The organism is Alishewanella maricola (genome assembly GCF_016343785.1).
Lineage (GTDB): Bacteria > Pseudomonadota > Gammaproteobacteria > Enterobacterales > Alteromonadaceae > Alishewanella > Alishewanella maricola.
Genome location: NZ_JAEINI020000004.1, coordinates 279,894 through 304,826, shown reverse-complemented (window position 1 = coordinate 304,826; position 24,933 = coordinate 279,894). Strand labels below are relative to the sequence as shown.

The following is a 24,933-nucleotide window of genomic DNA, read 5'->3' as shown; positions in this document are numbered from 1 at the left end:
CGACGGTAGCGCCGCGCGAGTTACGTTTTCGCCTTGGACAACGCATGAGCAGTCGGGCTTTCGAGCGGAAGTGGGGTCGCATTTTCTTTGGATACTTTCTTTTGGCGACGCAAAAGAAAGTATCTCGCCAACGGCGAAAAGGTTAAGGGACTTGGTATCTGCCCCCGAAGCTAAAGCTAGATATCACGGCATTATGCTTAACCTTGCAACAGCAAATGCGTGTAACGCCCTAACGACGCATACGGCTCTTGTTGATTGTATTGTAACTCGAGTGCTTCAAGTTCGCTGTATTGAGTGATTTGTAGCTGACGATCACGTAAATAATCATGAAAACAGCGTACACCACTTTTACTGATGACGCTGAACCCCGCTTGCTGACACCACGCCAGCACATCCGCTTGCAGTAACGGCTGCTGTGGGCTTAAGCGTACCGGTTTTTTCACTCGCATATCGGCTTTTACGTAATCAAAGTTGCCATACACAATATTACTAAAGCGAAGCGCGTCTTTATTAAAAAACATCAGAGACAAAATGCCACCGGGTGCCAGCACTTGCCGTAATTGTTGAATTGCGCTGGCCGGATCAACCAACCACTCTAATACCGCATGACAAAGCACCAGCGGATACTGTTGCCCGGCAAGTTGACTCGCCAAGGTTTGTAATGGGCTATGGGTAAAGCGAAACTGTTGCGACAAGTTTGCCGCTGCAGCCTGCGCCTGTGCAATCTCCAACATGTCGGCAGAAATATCGGTTAAGTGCACCTGATGCCCCAAGGCTGCTAGCCGCAAAGCGAGTTGCCCCTGACCACCGCCGACATCTAACACCGAACAAGGCTTAGCTAACAGCGGTAGCGCCAAGAGATCGCGCATTAACACCGCTTGGCGTAACTGCCCCTTGCTGGTGTTATAAATGTTTTGCTGGAAACGCTCAGCTAATTGATCAAAATTACGATCGGTTAATTTATCGCGCATTGCGCCTCTTTGTCGGCGGCTTAGGCCGGGTTAGCAATATCAACAAAATGTACGGTTAAACCCAGCTCAGCGGCTAAATGCTCACCCAAAGCTTTTACACCATAACGCTCTGTGGCGTGATGGCCTGCGGCAATAAAATGAATGCCCAGCTCGCGCGCACAGTGAATAGTTTGCTCTGAAACTTCACCACTAATAAATAGCTGTGCCCCGGCCGCTGCGGCTTGCTCGATATAGCCTTGGCCGCCGCCGCTACACCATGCTAATTTGGTTACAGCACCAATGCCCACATCTTCCACCAACAGGTCGCGCTGCAATTTTTCTGATAATAACGCCGCAATATCGCTTAGTGGCGTAGCTTTGGCTAACTCACCTTGTTGCAATACGCCAATCGGCTCGACACCCAATACCGGTGTTGCAGCCTCGACATTTAAAATCTGGGCTAATTGCGCATTATTACCTAAGGCTGGGTGCACATCTAACGGCAAATGATAGCCCAGTAAATTGATGTCATGCGCTAACAAAAGCTGTAAACGGCGCTTTTTCATGCCAACCACCATGGGCGCTTCATTTTTCCAGAAGTAACCATGATGCACCAGGATGGCATCGGCATTTAAGGCCGCCGCTTGCTCTAATAGCGCCATGCTGGCAGTGACACCAGTGACCACGGTTTGGATCTGTGCTTTGCCTTCTACCTGCAAACCATTAGGGCAATAATCTTTAATGCGCCCACTGTCGAGTAACTGATCCAAATAGTCGACTAACTGTTGGCGTTCAATCATGGCATTTTCCTATTTTTCGCTTCTATCCACTGCCCCATATAACGGGTACTACGATAAGCATGCGATTGTAACATCTGGCCAGTAAAATTGCTGGCGCGCCGCTCTGCTCGCGTTAGAGCCGTTTCGACCAGCAGCGGTTGTAATCGCTGCCAAAAATACTGAGCTTGATCACTGTCAAAGCGCTTAGCTAGAATGTGATAACCTTGCTGTTGCGCGCTTTGCCAAGCGGCAGCATCTTGATACAACTGACAGGCGGCAGCTGCCTGCTCGCTGCTAGTCTGGGCAATCTGACCGGCCCAGCCACTGTCGATGGTCATCCCTTCTGCACCAATAGGCGTCGTCACACTGGGTGTGCCACATTGCATGGCTTGCAATAACTTGCCTTTTAAACCGGCGCCAAAGCGCAGCGGCGCTAAACAGACTCGGGCTTGACGCATAACCTGCTCGGCATTATCTACCCAGCCTTTCACTAAAAAACCTTCTCGAGCATTATGTAAGGCGGTGGCTTTGGGTGGCGGATAGGCTCCATAAATATGCAACTCTGCTTGGGGTAACTGCGCTCGGATCTGTGGCCATAACTGCTGCTTTAACCACAATACGGCATCCCAATTGGGCGCATGCCGGAAATTACCAATACTAATAAAGTGCTGCCGTTCAGCAAAGCCAGGCGCGCTAGCAACCGGCTCAGTTTGCCAAAATGGGCAATAGGCCATTAAGTTGGCTGGCAGCTGATAATGCTGTTGTAATAATTGCAGCTCATACTCAGAAATCACCAAGGTAAGATCACAACGATAAATCGCGGCCACTTCACGCATAGCAAGTTCATTGTTCAAGTCAGCTAGCTGCAACGGTCGCTGCTGCTTAACAGCTTCATGCCGGGCATGGCGCAGCGCATGCACGTCTTCCATATCAAGTAAACGTAAAGCCTCTGGGTAAGCCTCGGCTACGCGCCAGCCAAATTGTTCTTCTAACATAAAACGATCGAACAATACGGCAGCAGGTTGTAACTCAGCGATCCATTGATCAAAACGGCTGTCGTTCAGTGTAATGCTCTGCTCAGTAACACCAATACTTTCTAAAGCAAAGCGATGCGGGCTTTTTTCCGCCGCACTGGCAAAGATCACCTGCCAGCCCTGCTGTTGAAATAACTGCAGTAAACTGAGCATTCGGCTCCCCGCCGCCGACGAATTGGGTTCAGGCCAAACGTAACCAATAATCACTAACAGTGGCATGTTGGCTCCTATTCAAAAGGCCATATTCTACCTGCTAAGCCTGTAAATAGCATCTGTGTTGCCACCCCGTATTTCACTGACATTGAGATAAAAAGACATTGATTAAAATCAGGTGATTGGCTAGTGTTCATCATTATCAGCAACATCAGATTGTCTGCATCACATTGCGATTAGGGAAAACGTCTTTATGTCACTGTTGCAAACAGTTAACGAAACGATACTGCTGTTTTTACCGCTAGCGGTTACGGCAATCATCGTCACTGCAATCTTGTGGATCGCGCACGTCTTTTTAATCCAACGCCATCAAGATGATGGCAATGAACGCCTTTTCCCACGGCAATTAGCCATGTTAACGCTAACGCTGATGGGTGTGATAGCCATTGCCCTGGCGTTACCGGTGAGTGATAGCTCCCGCAACCAAGTGATTGGGTTAATTGGTTTAGTCATTTCGGGGGTATTTGCGTTTTCTTCTAGCACCCTGTTTTCGAATATTATGGCCGGCACTATGCTAAGGGTGACCAAACCTTTTCGGACAGGCGATTTTATTCAAGTCGGGGAGCTATTCGGTCGTGTGGTAGAACGCGGTTTACTGGATACCGAAATCCAAACCGAAAACCGTGAATTAGTGGCGATCCCCAATACCCTTCTGGTCAGTACTGCCGTTACTGTGACGCGCAGCTCGGGTTGTATTGTCTCAACAACCTTATCTTTGGGCTATGATGTGCATCATGCTCAAGTTGAAACGCTGCTGCTGCAAGCGGCGGAAAATAGCCAGTTAACCGATCCCTTTGTGCAAGTGCTTGAGCTGGGTAATTTCGCGATTACTTATAAAATCAGCGGTATGTTGGTTGATGTAAAAAGTTTACTCAGTGCACGTTCAAATTTACGCAAACAGGTTTTAGATGCCCTGCATGGTGAGGGTATCGAAATTATGTCACCCAGCTTTATGAGTCAACGTAAAGTGCCGGATGATGGCAAGGTGATCCCTGTGGGGCGCCAACCTATTACACCGAGTCACACTGAAAATGTGGCAGAAAGCGTCGTGTTTGATAAAGCCGAAGAAGCAGAGCAACGCGAGAACGCCAAAGCAGGTTTGCAGGCACAAATTGCCGAGTGTGAACAAAGGTTAGGCGATGCCAAAGATGAGCAAAAAGAACTGCTTCAGCAGCAACTAAAAATGCTAAAAGATCAGCTAAAAATATTAAATGATACCCCGGTTGAACAAGCCGAATCGCCTGCTCAATAAGCTTAAATCACACTTAGCGGGGTGCGGGTAGCACATACCAGTACACCGCCAAAAAGTGCAAAATACTACCGGCCATCACAAACAGATGCCAGATTAAATGATGCATGTACAAGCTTTTCCAAACGTAAAAAATGACACCAAACGAATAACTTAGGCCGCCGGCTAACAGCAGCATTAAAGCCCCCGGCTCTAATTGCTGCAGCATCGGTTTTAACGCCAAAACCGCCACCCAACCTAAGCCAAGATAAAGCGCCAGCGACAATTTTTTGTATTTCATCGCAGTGAGCCATTCTAGCAACACGCCGCCAATGGCAATGGTCCAAACCAGCGCAAACAACGCCAAGCCCCAATGCTCCCGCAAACTGACTAAGGTTATAGGGCTGTAAGTACCCGCAATTAAAATAAAAATTGCGGCGTGATCTAGCTGTCTAAAGCGAAACTTTAATACCGGATCCACCACCGCATGATACAAACAAGAACTGCTATACAGCAGCACCAAAGCACTGGCATAAAGTAGCGCGGCCACCCGCTGCCAAACATCCCCCTCTAGGGTATGTGAAAACAAGGCATAGCCACCGACACAAGCCAGTAAGGCACCAATACCATGGCTTAAACTGTGTAATTGATCTTCTAAACGGCTGTAATGACTCATAACATCTTAAAATAAGTGCGATAATGCAACTCATCTTACCAGCTTTATCGCTAATGCCTAACCACAGTCGACAATTTTAACTGTCTGTTCGTCTTTATTTACAGCAAAACACCCGCATATCCGCTTTACGGGGTTTCGCTTTGCTCGGCCTTTGCCGTAGAATCCGCCTACTTGTTTTGATGATTGATAATGGAGCGCTCTGATGTCAGAGATAAAACACAGCAAATTACTTATTCTTGGCTCAGGCCCTGCCGGTTACACGGCCGCCGTTTATGCCGCCCGTGCTAACTTACAACCGGTATTAATTACCGGTATGCAGCAAGGTGGTCAATTAACCACCACCACTGAAGTCGAAAACTGGCCCGGTGATGCGCATGGTTTAACAGGCCCAGCGCTAATGGAACGGATGCAGGCTCACGCAGAAGCCTTCAATACCGAGATCGTGTTTGACCATATTCATACCGTGCAATTACAACAGCGCCCCTTTATTTTAACGGGTGATAACGGCCAATACAGCTGCGATGCGCTGATAATCTGTACCGGTGCTTCGGCTAAATATCTAGGTTTAGAGTCAGAGCAAGCTTATAGCGGCCGTGGCGTTTCAGCGTGTGCTACCTGCGATGGTTTCTTCTATCGTAACCAAAAAGTAGCAGTGATCGGTGGCGGTAATACCGCAGTGGAAGAAGCGCTGTATTTAGCCAATATCGCTGCAGAAGTGCATTTAGTGCACCGCCGCGATACCTTCAAAGCGGAAAAAATCTTAATCGACCGTTTAATGGCTAAAGTGGCCAGCGGTAACATTATTCTGCACACGCACCGCACCTTAGAAGAAGTGCTAGGCGATGATATGGGCGTGAATGGTGTACGTTTAGCCTCAACCCAAGGGGAAGCGACTAAAGATATCGCCTTACAAGGCGTCTTTATTGCCATTGGTCATAAACCGAATACCGACATCTTCGCTGGACAACTAGAAATGAACGGCGGCTACCTGAAAGTACACAGTGGTACTGAAGGCAACGCGACACAAACCAGTATTGAAGGCGTTTTCGCTGCCGGTGATGTTGCCGACCATATTTATCGTCAAGCCATCACCTCAGCCGGTTCAGGCTGTATGGCTGCACTAGATGCTGAGCGCTACCTAGACGCCCTTGCCAAATAAGCCATCCCCGTTAACACCTTAAACGTCTCAGAGTGAGGTCCAACCACACTCTGAGACTGGTCAGACCGCACTCTGAGACAGGTTAGACCACACTCAGACACTGGTCTGACCGCACTCTGAGACAGGTTGGCGTTGTAACGGGGTTTTTAGCGCTTTTTAACCGGACATTGCTATGCCGATTTATTTGCCTGAGCTAACTGTTAATTCACTTGTTTTCCCCCCGGTAAGTCAAGCGTTGACCGAGCCGGATGGTTTGTTGGCGATGGGCGGGGATTTATCGGTGGCACGGTTAACGTTGGCTTATCAGTCTGGTATTTTTCCTTGGTTTGCCGATGGCGATCCGCTGTTATGGTGGAGCCCGGGTACGCGTGCAGTATTTCCTCCTAACACGCTGCAATTAAATCGCACCTTGCGTAAACAATGGCAAAAATCCGATCTGCAGATTACCCTTAATCTTGATTTTGCTGCCGTGGTGAAACTTTGCGCGGCCCCGAGGCCAAGCCAAGCACAAACGTGGATCTTGCCTGATATTCAACAAGCCTATATTGCGCTTCATCAACAGGGCTTAGCACACAGTATTGAAATCTGGCAACAGCAGCAGTTAGTTGGAGGATTGTACGGTGTACAATTAGGCCAGCTGTTTTGTGGAGAATCGATGTTCAACCTTATCGACAATGGCGCTAAATTCGCGCTCGTTGCGCTACAACAACATTTACAGCGTTATGCACCGGGCTGGATTGATTGTCAGCTACCCAACCCTTTTTTATTAAAACAAGGTGCTAGTACCATGCCAAGAGCCGATTACCTCGAATTACTGCAACAACTCCGCACTCTGCCGGCTCCTGCAAAACATTGGCAAGCGCAAACCTTAACGTTGCAGTATTAAGGCGCTGAATGGAAAATATTGCCTTACAATTTGGTTTAACGCAGCCGACAACCTGCAGTTACCTCCCTGAAAAACAAGAACAATTAGCCGTATTAATTGGTCCTGAGCCAATTGAAGCCGATACCTATAGCCAACTCATCACCTATAATTTTCGACGTAGCGGTGATCAGATTTATCGGCCGCACTGTGCAGCGTGCAGCGCCTGCCAATCATTACGGATACTGGTGAGCGATTTTCAACCTAGTGCTGCACAGCGACGCATATTAAATAAAGCACAACGCGAACGTTGGCATTATAAACTGAGTGACGCCCCCCAAATTGATAGCGCAGAATACACCGAGTTATTTGCCCTATTCAGCCGCTATATCGCTTTTAAACATGCTGACAGTGTGATGTTTCCGGCTACAGATGAACAGTTACACTCGTTATTACATAGCTACTGGCAACCTATCCGCTTGTTAAAGCTGTATCAAGCTGATGTGTTAATGGCAGTCAGTATCATTGATGATCTTAGTGATAGTTTTTCCGCGGTTTATACTTTTTTCGCTGCTGAAGGGGCTCGGTTTTCACCGGGTAAGCTGGCGATTTTATATCTATTAGACTTCGCCGCGACCACCGATCGGCGTTTTGTTTATCTTGGCTATCAAATTGAAGGCTGCCAAAAAATGGCCTATAAGAGCGAATTTCGACCTCATCAGCGTTTTTTTAATGGTTACTGGCATTCATTTGCGTAAAAAAGCGCTTGCTGCTTTACTTATCGACGGCTTTTCGGCACAATCTGCGCTGTTTTTCGAAGGCACCCAATTTTTTATAGAGGCGAGTACGCTGAATGGCGAAAGAAGATGTAATTGAGATGCAAGGTACCATTTTGGATACCCTGCCAAATACGATGTTCAAAGTTGAACTAGAAAACGGTCACGTTGTGATCGCTCATATCTCTGGCAAAATGCGTAAGAACTATATCCGCATCTTAACGGGTGACAAAGTCACGGTTGAACTGACGCCGTACGACTTAACCAAAGGCCGGATCGTTTTCCGTCAGCGTTAAGCATTAGCCAAAAACGAACACGCTTTCGTTTATTGGACAAACCCGGCATTAGCCGGGTTTTTGCGTTAAATCATTTTTGATGACGAGTAATTAAACAAGAAGCCACTACCCGATTAGGCAGCAACTGCTTTCTCATCAGGCATCCGCTAAAGCTTGGCTCGATTGATAATCAAACTGCAGCGCATCAGCAACTAAGCTGACTTTCACGTCGCCGCCACTGCTTAAACTACCAAATAAGATTTCGTTCGCTAACGGCTTTTTCAAATGCTCTTGAATTACCCGCGCCATCGGCCGTGCGCCCATTGCCGGATCATAGCCTTTGTCTGCTAACCATTGTCTTGCTTCGGCAGTTAACTCTAACGACACCTGTTTTTTATCTAACTGCACTTGCAGATCACAGATAAACTTATCAACGATTTGCAAAATAATGGCAGGATCTAAATGCTTAAACCAAATAATGCCATCTAAGCGGTTACGAAACTCAGGGCTAAAAGTCCGGTTAATTTCGGCTAACGCATCATGGCTATGATCTTGTTGCTTAAAGCCAATGGTTTTACGGATGGTTTCTTGTACACCCGCATTGGTGGTCATCACCAACACCACGTTTCTAAAATCAATCTTACGGCCATTATTATCGGTTAGGGTGCCATGATCCATAACCTGCAGCAGAATGTTGTAGATATCGGAGTGCGCTTTCTCAATTTCATCTAACAACACCACCGAATAGGGATGCTTTGACACGGCATCGGTTAACATGCCGCCTTGTTCAAACCCGACATAGCCTGGCGGCGCGCCAATTAAGCGGCTCACCGCATGGCGTTCCATATATTCAGACATATCGAAGCGTAATAACTCTACGCCCATCACTTTTGCCAATTGCTTGGTCACTTCGGTTTTACCCACACCGGTTGGCCCCGCAAATAAGAAATTACCGATCGGCTTTTCTTCATTGCCCAAACCTGAGCGAGATAAACGAATGGCCGAGGTTAATACATCAATCGGTTCGTTCTGACCAAACACCACCATTTTTAGATTACGATCTAAATTGGCTAACACATCTTTATCTGAAGCCGATACCGACTTCTCAGGGATGCGCGCAATTTTGGCAATAACTTGTTCAATCTCTGCCACGTTAATCGTTTTACGGCGCTTAGAGGCCGGTAATAAGCGTTGTGACGCGCCGGCTTCATCTATGACATCGATAGCTTTGTCTGGTAAATGCCGTTCGTTAATGTATTTTGCCGATAACTCCGCTGCCGCACGCAACGCTTTTTGGGTATATTTAACGTTGTGATGTTTTTCATAACGCTCTTTTAAACCAATTAAAATACGCGTCGTGTCGTCAACACTCGGTTCTAACACATCAATTTTTTGGAAACGACGTACCAAGGCAGTATCTTTTTCAAAGATACTTTTAAATTCTTGATAGGTTGTTGAACCCATGCAGCGTAAACGCCCACTGGATAATAACGGTTTAATTAAATTCGAGGCATCCATAACGCCACCAGAGGCGGCACCAGCACCAATTACGGTATGAATTTCATCAATAAATAAGATGGCATTTTTTTCTTGTTCCACTTCTTTTAGTAACGATTTTAAGCGTTTCTCAAAGTCGCCACGGTATTTGGTACCGGCCAGTAACGCGCCCATATCCAATGAGTAAATCGTTGCATCAGCAATCACCTCAGGCACTTGTTGTTGCACAATACGCCACGCTAGGCCCTCGGCAATGGCGGTTTTGCCCACCCCGGCTTCACCAACCAGTAAAGGGTTATTCTTTTTACGCCGACATAAAATTTGTACCGCCCGCTCGACTTCGGCATCACGGCCAATTAACGGATCAATTTGACCATTTTTCGCTAATTGATTTAAGTTTGCGGTGAAGTTTTCTAAATAACGATGCTCATCAGCCGAGGATTCGCCCATTTCTTCAGGGGGCGTATCGTCATGCTGCTCCAGCTTTTCGGTTTTAGCGATGCCGTGTGAAATGTAATTGACTACATCTAAGCGTGTGATATCGATTTTTTTCAGAAGATACACCGCCTGAGACTCTTGTTCTGAGAAAATCGCCACCAACACATTGGCGCCGGTGACTTCTGACTTACCTGAAGACTGCACGTGAAATACCGCGCGCTGTAAAACCCGTTGAAAACCTAAAGTAGGTTGGGTATCCCGCTCGAGTTCGCCTTCGGGTAATACGGGTGTAGTGGAGTCAATAAAGCTGGCCAATTCGTGGCGCAATTTATCAATATTAGCCCCGCAGGATTTTAACGCTGCTCCTGCTGCAGGGTTATCGAGTAAGGACAACAGCAGATGTTCTACTGTCATGAATTCATGACGACGGTCACGCGCGAACCTGAAAGCCGCATTCAGTGTCAACTCAAGATCTTTATTTAACATGCACTACTCCTAATCCACCTGAGTTAGATAATTCTCCGACCACAGTCGGTGTTCCCATTGGATTATGCTCGCTCCATGGTGCATAACAGCGGATGCTGATGCTCCTTGGCATAATCACTGACCTGCTGTACGCGAGTTTCTGCTATTTCTGCCGTGTAGATGCCACAAACAGCTTTACCCTCATAATGAACTTTCAGCATAATTTCTGTTGCCTGCTCGTACTGCAGGTTAAAAAACCGTGACAGCACATCAATAACAAAATCCATAGGCGTGAAATCGTCATTGTGCAAAACCACCTTGTACATAGGGGGTGGCGCCAGTCGTTGCCGCGTTAATTCTGCAATGTCATCAAAGTGTACGTTTGGATTGTTATTACCGCTCATAAATAAACTATAGCCATGCGCGCGCCATCCAGCAAAGGCGCTTCAATTAAAATTGCGTAAAAGTATTTAGCATATTTCAGCAAATACCTTGACTGTCTGTACAAATTATCTACATTAGATAGTGGAGCAACCAAAAAGCTCCTCTAACATGAAGCTCAAGCATACAGAATATAGCTAAACTTAGAGAAGGATGTAAGTAGTATGGCTACCGGTAAAGTAAAATGGTTCAATAATGCAAAAGGATTTGGATTTATCCGGGAAGATGGGCGCGACGAAGATATCTTCGCGCATTATTCAACCATCACCATGGACGGCTACCGCACGCTAAAAGCGGGTCAGGATGTCGAGTTTGACTTGTCTGAAGGGCCTAAGGGCTTACATGCAGTTAATATCAAACTTCCTGGCGAAGAATAAGTAAGCGAACACGTTACGGTTATTTCGGTAAGTTCATTAGCCATAATGTTAGCTTGCCCCAATAACCGATGTGGCTTACTAAACTGCCCGAGTACAATCCACAACCTTGCTGAGCTGTTTCAGGTTCACAACGTTGGCTGTTCTCTCTACATTACAGTGACTACAGGCAGAAAAAAGGCGCTAACCCGAGGGTTGCGCCTTTTTGCTTAACCAAACAACTTGCCCAAATGCTTACAAGGCAGTTAAGGCAGCGTTTAGTGTTGAACTTGGACGCATGGCCGCTGCAGCCTTGCTTTGATCCGGACGGTAGTAACCACCGATATCCACTTCACGACCTTGCACACCGTTTAACTCGGCCAATATTTGCTGCTCGCCAGACTGCAGAGCGTCGGCTAGCTTAGCAAAACGGCTGGCTAAAGCAGCATCCGCAGTTTGTTGCGCCATCGCTTGTGCCCAGTACATGGCTAAATAGAAATGGCTACCACGGTTATCTAACTCACCCGCTTTACGGCGTGGTGATTTGTCGTTATCTAAAAACTGAGCGGTGGCTTTATCTAACGTATCCGCTAAGATCTGCGCAACCTTGTTATCAGCAACTTGGGCTAAATGTTCTAACGACGCCGCTAACGCTAAAAACTCACCCAATGAATCCCAACGTAAGTGGTTTTCTTGCACGAATTGCTCAACGTGCTTCGGTGCTGAACCGCCTGCACCCGTTTCAAATAAACCACCACCGTTCATCAATGGCACTATAGATAACATCTTGGCACTGGTACCCAGCTCAAGGATCGGAAATAAATCGGTTAAGTAATCGCGTAATACGTTACCGGTTACCGAAATCGTGTCTAAACCTTGTTTCATACGCGCTAAGGTATGACGGGTTGCCTCTACCGGCGACATGATTTGAATATCTAAACCATCAGTGTCGTGATCCGCTAAATAAGCATGCACTTTCTTGATCAATTCAGCATCGTGAGCACGTTGGTTGTCTAACCAGAAAATGGCTGGCGTGTTGCTTAAACGTGAGCGATTAACCGCTAATTTAACCCAATCACGGATCGGCTCATCTTTTACTTGGCACATACGCCAAATATCACCGGCCGCAACTTTATGGCTGAACACGGTTTCGCCTTTGCTGTTGGTTACCACAACAGTACCTGCCGCGGCGATTTCAAACGTTTTATCGTGTGAACCGTATTCTTCGGCTTTTTGCGCCATTAAGCCAACGTTAGGCACTGAGCCCATGGTACGAGGATCAAAAGCACCGTTTTGCTTACAGAAGGCAATAGTCTCTTGATAAACACCGGCATAGCAACGATCAGGGATGACCGCTTTGGTATCTTTTAATTGACCATCTGGACCCCACATTTGACCTGAGCTACGGATCATCGCTGGCATAGACGCATCGATAATCACATCGCTTGGCACGTGCAGGTTGGTGATACCTTTATCAGAGTTTACCATCGCCATGGCGGGTTTATCCGCATACAGCGCGGCGATATCAGCTTTAATCGCATCTTGTTCAGCTTGAGGTAACTGCGGTAACTTGGCGTATAAATCGCCGATACCGTTGTTAACATCTAAACCCAATTGAGTAAAGGTTGTGGCGTATTTTGCGAAAATTTCTTTGTAGAATACTTTAACCGCATGACCGAACAAGATTGGATCCGACACTTTCATCATGGTGGCTTTTAAGTGTAACGAGAACAACACGTCTTGCGCTTTGGCATCTTCAATCTCAGCGGCGTAAAACTCGCGTAAGGCGGCTACGCTCATCATGGTAGCATCGACTACTTCACCGGCTAATACTGGCACTTTTTCTTTAAGTACTTGTACGCTGCCATCGGCTTGCTGCAGGCTGATTTTTAACACATCCGCTGCCAACATAGTTGTAGATAATTCAGAGCCATAAAAATCGCCGGCACTCATGTGGGCAACGTGTGATTTTGAGCTGCTGCTCCAAGCACCCATGCTGTGCGGGTTTTTACGCGCATACTGCTTAACCGAAGCCGGCGCACGACGATCCGAGTTACCTTCACGTAAAACCGGGTTTACGGCTGAGCCTTTGATCTTGTCATAACGCGCTTTGACGTCACGTTCTTGCTCGGTTTTTGGCTCTTCTGTGTAATCAGGTAAAGCATAACCTTGCGCTTGTAATTCTTTTATCGCTGCTTTTAATTGCGGTAATGAAGCGCTAATGTTCGGTAATTTAATAATGTTGGCGTCTGGCTGTTTAGCTAATTCACCCAACTCAGCTAAGTCGTCGTTGATCCGTTGCTCTGGTGTCAAAAACTCAGGGAAGCTGGCAATAATCCGACCTGACAATGAAATGTCGCGGGTTTCAACCACTACACCGGCAGCGGCAGAGAACGCCTCGATAATTGGCAATAAAGACTGGGTCGCCAGTGCTGGCGCTTCGTCAGTTATGGTGTAAATAATTTTTGCACTTTCATTCGACATGTTAGTTCCTGTATTGTAATCGACGGATCGCATTGACAGGGCCATTGCCACCCGAGTGTGGAAATTGTTTTAAACGCAGCCAAAAAACCGACTGATTATATCAGCATCAATCAGATTAAAACAGGCGCAGTATGACCGACCAGTAAATGTTCTAATTCACGCGGTAGGATGCTTACTGGTAACGGCGGCGGTTTGCCCCAGATTAACGTCGAGAATTTGTGTGAAAAAATCAACATCAGCAGCCCAATCCAAACATAAGGGCTTTTTCAAAAAAAACAATGGCGAGAGTGTTACAACACCGATCTTAGTCCTTTTTAATAAGCCTTTTGATGTGTTAAGCCAGTTTACCGACAACAGTACCCCACCGCGCGCTACGCTGGCAGACTATATTGATATTCCAGATGTGTATGCGGCAGGTCGCTTAGATCGAGATAGTGAAGGCCTGTTATTACTGACCAACTGCGGTAAAACCCAGCAACGCATCAGCGATCCGAAATTTAAAGCCCCTAAAACCTATTGGGTACAAGTTGAAGGTGACATTAGCGAACAGGCACTGCAGCAATTGCGCCAAGGTGTGCAACTCAAAGATGGCCTCACCCTGCCAGCCCAAGCACAACGGATGGCCGAGCCCGAGCTGTGGCCTCGCACCCCAGCCGTGCGTTATCGCGCTAATATTCCAACCAGTTGGCTAAGTTTAACCATTAGCGAGGGCCGTAATAGGCAAGTTAGACGGATGACCGCTGCGGTCGGCTTTCCTACGCTGCGCTTAGTGCGCTGGCAAATTGGTGATTGGCAACTGGCCGATCTAGCACCGGGTATGAGCCGTACTATCCCGCTAACCCGTTAAACGGCTCTGTTAAGGGCTATTTGCTTTACAGGATGACACTGCATGAGTAGAAATCGATTACATTTGACCGTGGCTGCGGTTATTCAGTATCAAGGCCGTTTTTTATTTGTGGAAGAGCAAGACAAGCAACACGGTCATAAAGTACTGAATCAGCCAGCTGGACATATGGAAGAAGATGAAGATGTACTCAGTGCCGTATGTCGCGAAGTGACAGAAGAAACCGGTTTAATACTCACGCCTACCGCTTGGCTTGGCATCTCACAATTAGCGGCAAGTAACGGCCATACTTATGTGCGGATTAACTTTTTATTTGAACCCGACTCGCTACCGCAACACTACCAACCGCAAGATAACGATATACTTGCCTTGCATTGGCTTAGCGCCGACGAATTACGCCAGCACCCCGTGCCAGCACGCAGTCGACTGGTACATGATGCCATCAATAGCTACTTACAAGGCACTCGGTTGGCACTTAATCTGATTGAGCCGTTGCGTTAGCATTTTGCCCGACTAAATTTGGTGGTATAATCCGCGCCTTTAATTTTCAGCTAAGTTAAGTGCGGTGTCATGTCAGATAACAGCAGTAAAAAAGTCATCGTCGGAATGTCTGGCGGCGTAGATTCCTCAGTATCAGCCTGGTTACTTATACAACAGGGTTATCAGGTTGAAGGCCTGTTTATGAAAAACTGGGAAGAAGACGATAATGACGAATACTGTGCCGCCGCTGAAGATATGGCCGACGCGCAAGCCGTGTGCGATAAGCTCGGCATTAAGCTGCACAAAGTCAATTTCGCCGCTGAATATTGGGATAACGTGTTTGAGTACTTTTTGGCTGAATACCAAGCCGGTCGCACGCCAAATCCCGATATCATGTGCAACAAAGAAATCAAATTTAAAGCCTTTCTTGAATTTGCCGCTGAAGCCTTGCAAGCCGATTATATTGCTACCGGTCATTATGTGCGCCGCCGCTTTCAAGACGGCCATTGGCAAATGCTGCGTGGTTTAGATCAAAATAAAGATCAAAGTTACTTTTTATACACACTCGCTGAACAGCATATTGCGCAAACGTTGTTTCCGGTAGGTGAGCTAGAAAAGCCGGCCGTGCGTGCTATTGCAGAACAACAAGGCTTGATCACCCACGACAAAAAAGATTCCACCGGTATTTGTTTTATTGGCGAACGCAAATTTAAAGATTTTCTACAACAATATTTACCGGCACAACCAGGCGACATTGTCAGTATTGATGATCATAAAGTGATTGGGCAACACGATGGCTTGATGTATCACACCCTTGGCCAACGTAAAGGCTTGCGCATTGGCGGGCTACGTGATGGCAGCGACGAACCTTGGTATGTGGTGGGTAAAGATCTTCAGAAAAATCATTTATTAGTGGCACAAGGCCATGACCATCCGGCCCTGTTGTCTAGCGGCTTAATCGCCACGCAATTAGACTGGGTTGATCGCACGGGGCCGCAACAACCGCAGCGCTTAACGGTGAAAACTCGTTACCGTCAAACCGACATCGCTTGTTTGGTTACGCCGTTGTCTGAAGGTCGGTTAAAAGTCGAATTTGATCAGCCACAAAAGGCCGTTACTCCAGGTCAGTCTGCCGTATTTTATTTAAATGAAGTCTGTTTGGGCGGCGGCATTATTGATGAGGCGTTAAACTAAATGGAAGCATCGTTACAAACTCAATTAATTGCTTTAGCGGGCCTGTGCCAAGCAGTAAAATTGGTGCAAACGGTTGCTCGCAGCAGCGAATCGCAACAAGGTCAATTAGCCATTGCGCTTGGTAGTGTTGTTAATCTTAACCCGGCTGAGCCGCTCGATATTTATGGCGGTGAGATGCAAAACTTGCGGCAGGGTTTTGAACTCATTATCGAACAACTTGCTGATAAACCAAAAAAAGATGTCGAATTAACCCGCTATTTAGTCGGCGTATTAGCGCTAGAGCGCCGTCTGAATAAAAACAGCAAGAATATGCAGCAGCTCGGCAATCAGTTACAGCAGATGGACCGTCAGTTACAGCACTTTACCGTAACAGACGAAAACATAATCGCTAAGTTAGCAGACATCTATACCGAATGTATCAGCAGCTTGGGGGCCCGTATTCAAATTTACGGTCAACCCGATTTACTCAGTCAAAACAGTGTGCAGCATAAGGTACGAGCATTACTGCTAGCCGCCGTGCGAGCAGCAGTGCTTTGGCGTCAAGCAGGTGGAAGCCGGCTGCATTTTGTTTTTAAGCGACGTAAATTATTGGCTGCGGCAGAAGCCGCATTAAACAGTATCTAACTAAGCACGATACCTCAGGAGATTTCATGGAACTTAATGCCCTTACCGCAATTTCGCCGGTGGATGGTCGCTACGGTAGCAAAGCGGCTGCCCTACGCCCAATTTTCAGCGAATTCGGTTTAATTAAATACCGGGTCACTGTCGAAGTGCGTTGGTTACAACAACTGGCGGCAGAGCCAAAAATTGCTGAAGTACCGGCGTTATCTGCCGAAGCAAATGCCATTTTAGATAAGATTGTCAGCGAATTCAGTTTAGCAGATGCCCAGCGTGTTAAAGATATTGAGCGCACAACGAACCATGACGTTAAAGCGGTAGAATATCTGTTAAAAGAAAAAGTTGTTAACAACAGCGAATTAGCGGCCATCAGTGAATTTATCCACTTTGCCTGTACGTCTGAAGACATCAACAACTTATCGCACGCGTTAATGCTACACGATGCGCGCAGCCAAGTCTTATTACCTGAGTGTGATGCACTGCTTAGCGCACTGAAAACGCTAGCGGTTGATTTAAAAGCCGTTCCTATGATGGCCAGAACGCATGGTCAGCCAGCCTCGCCAACCACCATGGGTAAAGAGATGGCCAATGTTTACATGCGCTTAAAGCGTCAGCGTGAACAAATCGCAGCGGTCAGCCTACTGGGTAAAATAAATGGCGCTGTCGGTAACTACAACGCACACTTATCGGCTTATCCGGATATCGATTGGCATCAATTTGCGGAGCGTTTTGTCAGCTCGCTGGGCATTACGTGGAACCCGTACACCACACAAATCGAACCACATGATTACATCGCCGAATTATTTGATGCCATTGCGCGGTTCAATACCATTTTGCTGGATTTTGATCGTGATGTCTGGGGTTACATTGCCTTGGGTCACTTCAAACAAAGAACGATTGCCGGTGAAATTGGTTCATCGACCATGCCGCATAAAGTGAACCCGATCGATTTTGAAAACTCAGAAGGTAACTTAGGTATTGCTAACGCGCTATTTAACCATCTTTCAGCCAAATTACCGGTGTCTCGTTGGCAGCGCGATCTGACTGACTCAACCGTATTACGTAACCTTGGCGTCGGTTTTGGTTATACTTTAATTGCTTATCAAGCCACGTTAAAAGGCATCAGTAAGTTAGAAGTGAACGAAGCCAATTTACGAGCCGAATTAGACGCTAACTGGGAATTACTGGCCGAGCCGGTGCAAACTGTTATGCGTAAATATGGCATCGAGAAACCTTACGAGAAGTTAAAAGAACTGACTCGCGGTAAGCGGATCAGCGCCAATGATCTCGCCTTGTTTATTGATGGCCTAGACTTACCGGCGCAGGCTAAAGCGGAAATGAAACAGCTTAGCCCAGCCGGTTATATTGGTGATGCGATACGGTTAGTTGAGTTATTAGACTAACCACTTAGTTGTTACTGCAGCTTGATGTGGCATTGACGAATAAAGGCGATCAACTCGCCTTTATTCGTTTTAAGCTGGCAAGCTGCAAAGCGTTGAAACGTTAAGTTAGCGGCTTTACGTTTAACCCACGCTAACCGGCCAATTGTGCTAACCCTTTCGATCCTTTATTCGGTGCCCAAATATGTACACATTACACCTCGGACAGCTTAGCCTTGCAGACTTTATGCAGCAGTATTGGCAAAAAAAACCGCTGCTGATCAAGCAAGGTTTTCAAGACTTTAAAGATCCTTTATCCGCCGATGAATTGGCGGGCTTGGCCTTAGATGAAGATGTCGAGTCACGTCTGGTGCAATGTCATGCGGGCAACTGGCAATTAGAAACCGGCCCCTTTGAAGATTTTAATCGCTACGGTGAACGTGATTGGACGGTGTTAGTTCAAGCCGTCGATCATTGGCATCCGCCTGCGGCGGCGTTATTAGAGCCGTTTCGTTTTATCCCGAATTGGCGGATAGATGATTTGATGGTCAGCTTTTCCACGCCAGGTGGTGGTGTTGGCCCGCATTTGGATCAATACGATGTTTTTATTATCCAAGGCGAAGGTAAACGCCATTGGCGCGTGGGTATGCCCGATGCTTCCCTGAAGCAACATTGCCCGCACCCACGCTTATTACAAGTTAGCCCTTTTACAGCCTGTATTGATGCCATTTTAGAGCCAGGTGATATTTTATATATTCCACCAGGTTGTCCGCACGATGGTATCTCTATTGATAACAGCTTGAATTACTCTGTGGGTTTTCGAGCGCCAGCACAAAAAGATCTACTTACCGGTTTAACCGATTATTTAATTGACCACGAGATTGTTGGTAAACGTTTCACCGATCCTGCTCGGCAATTAACTCCGCAAAACGGCGCGATCAGTGAACAAGATTTAGATCAGGTGCAGCAATTGTTACTACAACTGATTAGTGATCGACAATTACTCCCGCAATGGTTTGGCCAATACATTACTCAAGCTAAGCATGAATTAGATCAGCAAGAGCCTGATCCGCATTATCAAGCCGAAGAAATTGCGGAATACCTAGAAGAAGGCTCCGTACTGGCCAGTATCGGCGGTTTACGCTGCAGTTATTATCAGCAAAAACCTGACTGTGATATTTTGTTGTTTATTGATGGTGAGAAAATCGTGTTACCCGCAGAGGAATTACACACCGCGCAACTGCTGACACAGAGCCCCAACATTAGTCAGCAAGACTGTATGCATTTTATTGCCCGCGAAGAGCGTTTGCTGCTGCTCACCGATTTGATCAATCAAGGCTTGTGGTACTTTGTTGAGTAAGCTCTCTGCCCAGAAAAAAACCGCTTAACAGCGGTTTTTTTGTAAAGATTAAAATACAGATTTAAGTGGCGCTTGTGCTAGCTTTGCCACAATTGTTCGTCATCAAACAAGTCATATAAACCGTGCGCACGAGCAACCAATAAATTAGCAAAATCTTGCTGAGTTTTATCAGACACACCCGCTTGAATAATTTGCTCGGCCTTTAACTGCCAATGCAACGCAAAAGCACGGATCGCTTCACGTGCATTAGGTGCTGCGCCGATCGCCATATGGTCTGTTGGTAAGTCGCCACTGATCACCCAAAAGGATTTTTTCTCGCGGGTATTCAGTTTCCAAATAGCCACATAAGGCGGTAAGTAACGGCTTTCACTCACGGCAACGTTATCGGGGATAATACCTTTAGTTGCAAGGTATTCGTTGGCTTTTTGAAACTGCGTACGCACCCATTCTGTGCGCTCCGCATCACTGATTTCAGCATTATTCTGAGTTAACGACTCACTCATAAACGGCTTCCTATGTTGTAGTTGCCGCTACTTTAGGTGACTCGCTGCCGACAATCAAGTCTTGATAGCGCAGAATCAGCCTACCCCACCCAAAAAGTTCACCTATCAACGCCCTATCAGCTCCGACCACACTCAGACACCGGTCCGACCACACTCTGAGACAATTTAGAGCTGAATGATGCTTTGCTGGCAATAGACAGATCAGACGTGTCTCTGAGTGCGGTCTGACCAGTCATTATTTCTTGGGAAAGCTGGCATAAAGTAGGACTAAATGGTAAATTCCGCGCCACAAACATCGGCTACAGTTAACGTAAACGTAAACGGTAGCGCTTTATCCGCTTTTATTCCAATGGAGTTCATTGTGGCTGTATTTAATCATCCTGAATTTGATCAACACGAACAAGTGGTTTTTTGCAGTGATCAGGAATCTGGCTTAAAAGCCATCATTGCTGTGCACAGCACCCGCTTAGGCCCGGCTGTCGGCGGTTGCCGCATGTGGGATTATGTCTCAGATGAAGATGCACTGGTCGATGTACTACGCTTATCTCGCGGTATGACTTACAAAAACGCTATGGCCGGTTTGCCATTAGGTGGTGGTAAGTCTGTGATTATCGGTAATGCTAAAACCATCAAGTCTGAAGCCTTGTTCCGTGCCTTTGGTCGAATGGTCCATCGCCTAAATGGCAGCTATTACAGTGCTGAAGATGTGAACATTACCACACACGATATTATGCAAGTGAACCAGGAAACGCCTTTCGTGGCCGGTTTAGAAGGTAAAAGCGGTAACCCTGCTCCCTTTACTGCGCTAGGCACCTACCAAGGTATTAAAGCCGCGGCGATGCATCAGTTTGGCTCGGCCGATCTGAATGGTAAAGTTGTCGCGGTGCAAGGTTTAGGCAGCGTGGGTTTTTACCTGTGTGAATATTTACACGCTGAAGGCGCGAAACTGATTGTTACTGATATCAATGAAGACGCCATCACTCGGGCGGTGAATCAATTTGGCGCAACAGCTGTAGGCTTAAATGACATCTATGCGGTTGATGCTGATATCTATGCCCCCTGTGCACTGGGTGCCACATTAAATGACGACACCTTGCCACAGTTAAAAGTAAAAATTATCGCAGGTTGTGCCAACAACCAATTAAAGCGCGCAGAGCATGGCCAGAAGTTACGTCAAATGGGTATTTTATATGCACCAGACTATGTGATTAACGCCGGTGGCATTATCAATGTCGCCTTTGAGATGCGGCCACAAGGCTACAGTAGCTCTGAGTCAACGGCAAAAGTGAAGCAAATCTACGACACCTTGCTGACTATTTTTGAACGTGCTGATGCAGAAAATTTACCCACCAGCACCGTAGCGGATCTGATGGCGCAAGAAATTATTGCTCGCGGTAAACTGTTATAACGCTTTTTAGTGCAGCAATGTATGAAGGAAATGATGGCTTAAGGCAACGCGGTTAATGAGCCGCGGTTTGCTTTAAGCCATCAAGGTCATGGTTGGCAAACGCAGCACTTTACTCGAATCGACCGTGCAGCACTAGCCTGCAGTGCTGCACGGTAGGCCGCAGCTAAAACTTAACTCTCTGTTTGGCGTGTTAACAAGCTTAAGCGCGTAATCTTGCACACTTAACTGCAAAGTACCACGCTGATGTGCTCTTTGTGGCTCATTATTACAGATAACCCACACCATTCCAGCCTAGTCATTTCAAGACAAAACAACGCTGCAACAGCTCAAGCCCTACAAGATAAACTTAACGATTAAATCCCAAGCTATTAGTAAGATTGATAAAATAATCAATAGAAAAATACTCACATGTAGCCAAAACATCGATTGCGGCTTTGCCTTGCTCACTCGCTGTTTGATCACAACCTTAGTCTGTTGCTTACGACCAGAGGAAACCACCGCCCCGGCCGTTGCTGACGCTTTTTTCACTTGAGACATTTTCAACAGCAATCCTTCAGAAAATGTTAACGCCACTCATTAATTCGGATAAGAGGCAGCTAGGGCCTGTAATTCCGCACCGGCAACACGAGTGATCCGCCAGTCATGCATAAGACTGGCACCTTGCGCTTGATAAAAATCGATTGCCGGTTGATTCCAATCCAGCACTGACCATTCAAAGCGACCACAGCCACGTTCTACGGCCAGTTTTGCTAAATAGCTTAATAATAATTTACCTAAACCCTTACCCCGATATTCAGGTAGAACAAATAAATCTTCCAGATACAGTCCAGGTTGCGCTAAAAATGTGGAGTAATTATGAAAAAACAAAGCAAAGCCCGCCGGCTGCCCTTGATACTCAGCAATCACCACTTCGGCTGCGGGCTTCTCGCCAAACAAGCTCTGTTGTAACTTTTCGGTGGAGGCGACCACCTGATCTGCCATTTTCTCATACTCGGCTAAGCCCTGAATAAAAGCTAAAATTAAAGGGCAATCAGCCTCGGTTGCTAAACGGATCGTGCTGTGATTATTCATAAAATACCTTTGGGATCATAAAATGTCAGGCTAGGCTCAAATTGAGATACTACTATAGCCTGCGTTATGGCGAAAAAAACCGGAGTATACTCCGGTTTCTTCAACGCGTTAGCGATTACGCTGCATCTTTACTCGGTAAACTGAATTTTTCTAGTTCACCGGGTTTAAAACTATCCACACTGATAGCTTTAAAGCGTAATTCATTCATTTTATGCAGCGATGCAGCTTCAGCTTCTGAAATAATCTTCGCCGCTAACGCTTGCTTAATGGTATCCACCATCGGTTGCTTACGCGCTAACTGACCAGACTTTTGCCCCTGAGCTATTTTCTTCAATAATGGCTGAGCTTCATGCATCGCAACAAAAGCCGCTTCCATTAGGCCTGTAGCATCATCCGCGTCTTCGCCGACATAACACAGATGCGTTAAGCGATCGCGTACCACATTGGGTTTAGACAGTGTCTCGCAAATTTGCTGCGCCACTTCATCGGTTGGCAGTTTGTAGCCGATACCAAATGGAAACACCAAGGTACGTAATGTGCGTGCCACAATGCGATTTGGAAAGTTAGCAAAGAAACCATCAAAGGCTTTACCAATTTCATATAAAGCACGTGCCACACTGTAATGTACAAAAGGCAGATCCGCTTGCTGACGGCCGTTATCCTCGTAAAACTTCAATACGGCTGAAGCAATATACAACTGGCTTAACACATCGCCTAAACGCGCTGAAAGCATTTCTTTGCGTTTTAAATCACCGCCCAGCATCAACATAGATACATCAGCACTTAGCGCTAAGGCACGGCTCATACGGCTTAATTGCTTGTAATAACGAGCCGTGTCACCCGAAACCGGTGCAGTGTTAAAGGCACCGGCCGTTAAGCCCTGCCATAACGCTGAAAACGTATTGCCTACCGCAAAACCAACATGCGCCATTAATAGCTTATCAAACTGTGCTAAACCTTCATCGGCATTCGGGTTAGCCGCAGCTTCTAACTCCGCTAACACATACGGGTGACAACGCGTGGCACCTTGACCAAAGATCATCAAGTTGCGCGTTAAAATGTTCGCACCTTCAACGGTAATCGAAATAGGCACGCCCATATAACCGTGTGCTAAATAGTTCATCGGTCCGCACTGAATGGCTTTACCAGCATGAATATCAAACGCATCGTTTAATAAAATACGTGACATCTCAGTCATGTGATATTTGGCAATGGCAGTGACGACGGCAGGGCTAAGTTTTTGATCAATCGCACCCGCGGTCATTACGCGCATGGCTTCTAATGTGTAAGTTAAGCCACCGATACGCGCTAAGCCTTCTTGCACACCTTCAAATTTACCAATTGATAAACCAAACTGCTGACGCACATAACCATAAGCGCCCGTCATCCGAGCCGCTAAGTGACCCGTTGCGGTGGCCAGCGCCGGTAATGAAATACCGCGACCTGCCGACAAGCACTCTACCAGCATACGCCAGCCGCGACCGGCATATTCTGGCCCACCGATAATCCAATCTATCGGGATAAATACGTCTTTACCGTAAGTGGTACCGTTCATAAAAGCCATATTCATAGGGAAATGGCGATCACCAATTTGCACGCCAGGATGGCTGGTCGGAATTAACGCACAGGTGATGCCTAATTCTTCTTTATCACCCAGTAACTTATCAGGATCAGATAATTTGAACGCCAAGCCCAACACCGTTGCCACAGGTGCTAAGGTGATATAGCGCTTATCCCAGTTCAAACGAATACCCAGTACTTCTTTACCTTCAAATTCGCCTTTACACACCACGCCGGTATCAGGAATACCGCCCGCATCAGAGCCCGCCTCAGGGCCGGTTAAAGCAAAACACGGCACATCAGTACCCTTGGCTAAGGGTGGCAACCAGCGGTTCTTTTGCTCTTCTGTACCGTAGTGCATTAACAATTCACCGGGGCCTAAAGAGTTAGGCACCATAATGGTCACGGCAGCTGTTAAGCTGCGCGTAGCAATGCGCGACACGATGGTCGAGTTGGCTATCGCTGAAAACTCACGCCCACCATAGCTCTTCGGAATAATCATGGCGAAGAAACCTTCGCTTTTAATGTAATCCCACACGGCTTTAGGCAGGTCTCGCTCTTCTTGCACGATCTTGTAGTCATCCAGCATTTTCAGCAAGGTTTCAACTTGATTATCCATAAAGGCTTGCTCATCGGCCGATAACTCGGCTTTAGGAATGCTGTGCAGTTTTTGCCAGTCTGGTTTACCTTTGAACAGTTCACCATCCCACCACACATCACCGGCTTCCATCGCTTCTCGTTCAGTATCTGAAAGAGGCGGTAAGATTTTTTTGAAAATACCAAACACCGGTTTGGTGATCAGACTGCGTCGAATAGAGGTGACACCGAATACCACCACCAGAATAACGATAATTAATAATAAAAAGACCATTTCAGCTTCCTTCCA

The 24,933-nt window shown here is 46.8% G+C and carries 24 protein-coding genes; 13 read left to right on the top strand and 11 right to left on the bottom strand.

Features of this window, described 5'->3' with window-relative positions:
• Positions 1-197 precede the first annotated feature (197 nt).
• Genes JAO78_RS08515 through JAO78_RS08505 form a run of 3 tightly spaced genes read right to left on the bottom strand, consistent with a single transcriptional unit; the run spans position 198 to position 2,982 of the window.
• The gene (locus tag JAO78_RS08515) at positions 198-971 is read right to left on the bottom strand and encodes a methyltransferase (protein ID WP_226750943.1); all 774 of its coding nucleotides are present in this window, start codon (positions 969-971) and stop codon (positions 198-200) included.
• Positions 972-991: 20 nt separating this feature from the next.
• Positions 992-1,750: a Nif3-like dinuclear metal center hexameric protein gene (locus JAO78_RS08510; protein ID WP_226750942.1), complete on the bottom strand. Its 759-nt coding sequence runs from the start codon at positions 1,748-1,750 to the stop codon at positions 992-994.
• Positions 1,747-2,982 (bottom strand): glycosyltransferase, encoded by a 1,236-nt coding sequence (locus tag JAO78_RS08505; RefSeq protein ID WP_226750941.1) that lies wholly within the window; start codon positions 2,980-2,982, stop codon positions 1,747-1,749. Before JAO78_RS08505 ends, JAO78_RS08510 begins: the two co-directional genes overlap by 4 nt.
• Positions 2,983-3,169: 187 nt before the next feature.
• Here JAO78_RS08505 and JAO78_RS08500 point away from each other — a divergent pair, with 187 nt between their 5' ends.
• Entirely contained in the window at positions 3,170-4,228 is a 1,059-nt protein-coding gene (locus JAO78_RS08500; protein ID WP_226750940.1) for a mechanosensitive ion channel family protein, read from the top strand.
• Between the two features lie 13 nt (positions 4,229-4,241).
• Here the strand turns inward: JAO78_RS08500 and trhA are convergent, their stop codons facing one another.
• The gene (gene trhA, locus JAO78_RS08495) at positions 4,242-4,880 is read right to left on the bottom strand and encodes a PAQR family membrane homeostasis protein TrhA (RefSeq protein ID WP_226750939.1); all 639 of its coding nucleotides are present in this window, start codon (positions 4,878-4,880) and stop codon (positions 4,242-4,244) included.
• Between the two features lie 202 nt (positions 4,881-5,082).
• Between trhA and trxB the strand changes: the two genes are divergently transcribed.
• The 4 genes from trxB (at position 5,083) to infA (ending at position 7,973) form a co-directional block, all read left to right on the top strand.
• On the top strand, positions 5,083-6,039 hold the full coding sequence (trxB, locus tag JAO78_RS08490; protein ID WP_226750938.1) for a thioredoxin-disulfide reductase: 957 nt from the start codon (positions 5,083-5,085) through the stop codon (positions 6,037-6,039).
• Between the two features lie 172 nt (positions 6,040-6,211).
• Positions 6,212-6,925, top strand: coding sequence for a leucyl/phenylalanyl-tRNA--protein transferase (gene aat / locus JAO78_RS08485; RefSeq protein ID WP_226750937.1), 714 nt, complete (start codon positions 6,212-6,214; stop codon positions 6,923-6,925).
• Positions 6,926-6,933: 8 nt separating this feature from the next.
• Entirely contained in the window at positions 6,934-7,659 is a 726-nt protein-coding gene (locus JAO78_RS08480) for an arginyltransferase (protein ID WP_226750936.1), read from the top strand.
• A 95-nt stretch (positions 7,660-7,754) separates the two neighbouring features.
• Entirely contained in the window at positions 7,755-7,973 is a 219-nt protein-coding gene (gene infA / locus JAO78_RS08475) for a translation initiation factor IF-1 (RefSeq protein WP_008610216.1), read from the top strand.
• A gap of 135 nt (positions 7,974-8,108) precedes the next feature.
• Here infA and clpA read toward each other — a convergent pair whose 3' ends face one another.
• Complete coding sequence (gene clpA, locus JAO78_RS08470) at positions 8,109-10,373, bottom strand: ATP-dependent Clp protease ATP-binding subunit ClpA (RefSeq protein ID WP_226750935.1); 2,265 nt, start codon at positions 10,371-10,373, stop codon at positions 8,109-8,111.
• Positions 10,374-10,435: 62 nt separating this feature from the next.
• On the bottom strand, positions 10,436-10,756 hold the full coding sequence (gene clpS, locus JAO78_RS08465; protein ID WP_226750934.1) for an ATP-dependent Clp protease adapter ClpS: 321 nt from the start codon (positions 10,754-10,756) through the stop codon (positions 10,436-10,438).
• 201 nt (positions 10,757-10,957) lie between these two features.
• Here clpS and cspD point away from each other — a divergent pair, with 201 nt between their 5' ends.
• Positions 10,958-11,170 carry a cold shock domain-containing protein CspD gene (cspD, locus tag JAO78_RS08460; protein WP_226750933.1) on the top strand — a complete coding sequence of 71 codons (213 nt, stop codon included), beginning with the start codon at positions 10,958-10,960 and terminating at the stop codon, positions 11,168-11,170.
• 231 nt (positions 11,171-11,401) lie between these two features.
• Here the strand turns inward: cspD and JAO78_RS08455 are convergent, their stop codons facing one another.
• Positions 11,402-13,630 carry an NADP-dependent isocitrate dehydrogenase gene (locus tag JAO78_RS08455; protein ID WP_226750932.1) on the bottom strand — a complete coding sequence of 743 codons (2,229 nt, stop codon included), beginning with the start codon at positions 13,628-13,630 and terminating at the stop codon, positions 11,402-11,404.
• A 220-nt stretch (positions 13,631-13,850) separates the two neighbouring features.
• Between JAO78_RS08455 and JAO78_RS08450 the strand changes: the two genes are divergently transcribed.
• The 6 genes from JAO78_RS08450 to JAO78_RS08425 all read left to right on the top strand — a co-directional run bounded on the left by JAO78_RS08450 (position 13,851) and on the right by JAO78_RS08425 (position 19,505).
• Positions 13,851-14,477 (top strand): rRNA large subunit pseudouridine synthase E, encoded by a 627-nt coding sequence (locus JAO78_RS08450; protein WP_306176646.1) that lies wholly within the window; start codon positions 13,851-13,853, stop codon positions 14,475-14,477.
• 42 nt (positions 14,478-14,519) lie between these two features.
• Positions 14,520-14,975, top strand: coding sequence for an NUDIX domain-containing protein (locus JAO78_RS08445; RefSeq protein ID WP_226750931.1), 456 nt, complete (start codon positions 14,520-14,522; stop codon positions 14,973-14,975).
• A gap of 69 nt (positions 14,976-15,044) precedes the next feature.
• On the top strand, positions 15,045-16,148 hold the full coding sequence (gene mnmA / locus JAO78_RS08440) for a tRNA 2-thiouridine(34) synthase MnmA (RefSeq protein ID WP_226750930.1): 1,104 nt from the start codon (positions 15,045-15,047) through the stop codon (positions 16,146-16,148).
• Positions 16,149-16,772, top strand: coding sequence for a high frequency lysogenization protein HflD (gene hflD / locus JAO78_RS08435; protein WP_226750929.1), 624 nt, complete (start codon positions 16,149-16,151; stop codon positions 16,770-16,772).
• Positions 16,773-16,798: 26 nt separating this feature from the next.
• Entirely contained in the window at positions 16,799-18,169 is a 1,371-nt protein-coding gene (gene purB, locus JAO78_RS08430; protein ID WP_226750928.1) for an adenylosuccinate lyase, read from the top strand.
• A 181-nt stretch (positions 18,170-18,350) separates the two neighbouring features.
• Complete coding sequence (locus JAO78_RS08425) at positions 18,351-19,505, top strand: ribosomal protein uL16 3-hydroxylase (RefSeq protein ID WP_226750927.1); 1,155 nt, start codon at positions 18,351-18,353, stop codon at positions 19,503-19,505.
• Between the two features lie 77 nt (positions 19,506-19,582).
• Here the strand turns inward: JAO78_RS08425 and JAO78_RS08420 are convergent, their stop codons facing one another.
• Complete coding sequence (locus JAO78_RS08420) at positions 19,583-20,008, bottom strand: DUF4826 family protein (protein ID WP_226750926.1); 426 nt, start codon at positions 20,006-20,008, stop codon at positions 19,583-19,585.
• 361 nt (positions 20,009-20,369) lie between these two features.
• Between JAO78_RS08420 and JAO78_RS08415 the strand changes: the two genes are divergently transcribed.
• Positions 20,370-21,416: a Leu/Phe/Val dehydrogenase gene (locus JAO78_RS08415; RefSeq protein WP_369413463.1), complete on the top strand. Its 1,047-nt coding sequence runs from the start codon at positions 20,370-20,372 to the stop codon at positions 21,414-21,416.
• Positions 21,417-21,749: 333 nt separating this feature from the next.
• Here the strand turns inward: JAO78_RS08415 and JAO78_RS08410 are convergent, their stop codons facing one another.
• From JAO78_RS08410 to JAO78_RS08400, 3 genes are all read right to left on the bottom strand, one after another.
• Entirely contained in the window at positions 21,750-21,953 is a 204-nt protein-coding gene (locus tag JAO78_RS08410) for a hypothetical protein (RefSeq protein WP_226750925.1), read from the bottom strand.
• 39 nt (positions 21,954-21,992) lie between these two features.
• Entirely contained in the window at positions 21,993-22,487 is a 495-nt protein-coding gene (locus tag JAO78_RS08405) for a GNAT family N-acetyltransferase (RefSeq protein ID WP_226750924.1), read from the bottom strand.
• Positions 22,488-22,602: 115 nt separating this feature from the next.
• Entirely contained in the window at positions 22,603-24,918 is a 2,316-nt protein-coding gene (locus JAO78_RS08400) for an acyl-CoA dehydrogenase (protein ID WP_226750923.1), read from the bottom strand.
• Positions 24,919-24,933 lie beyond the last annotated feature (15 nt).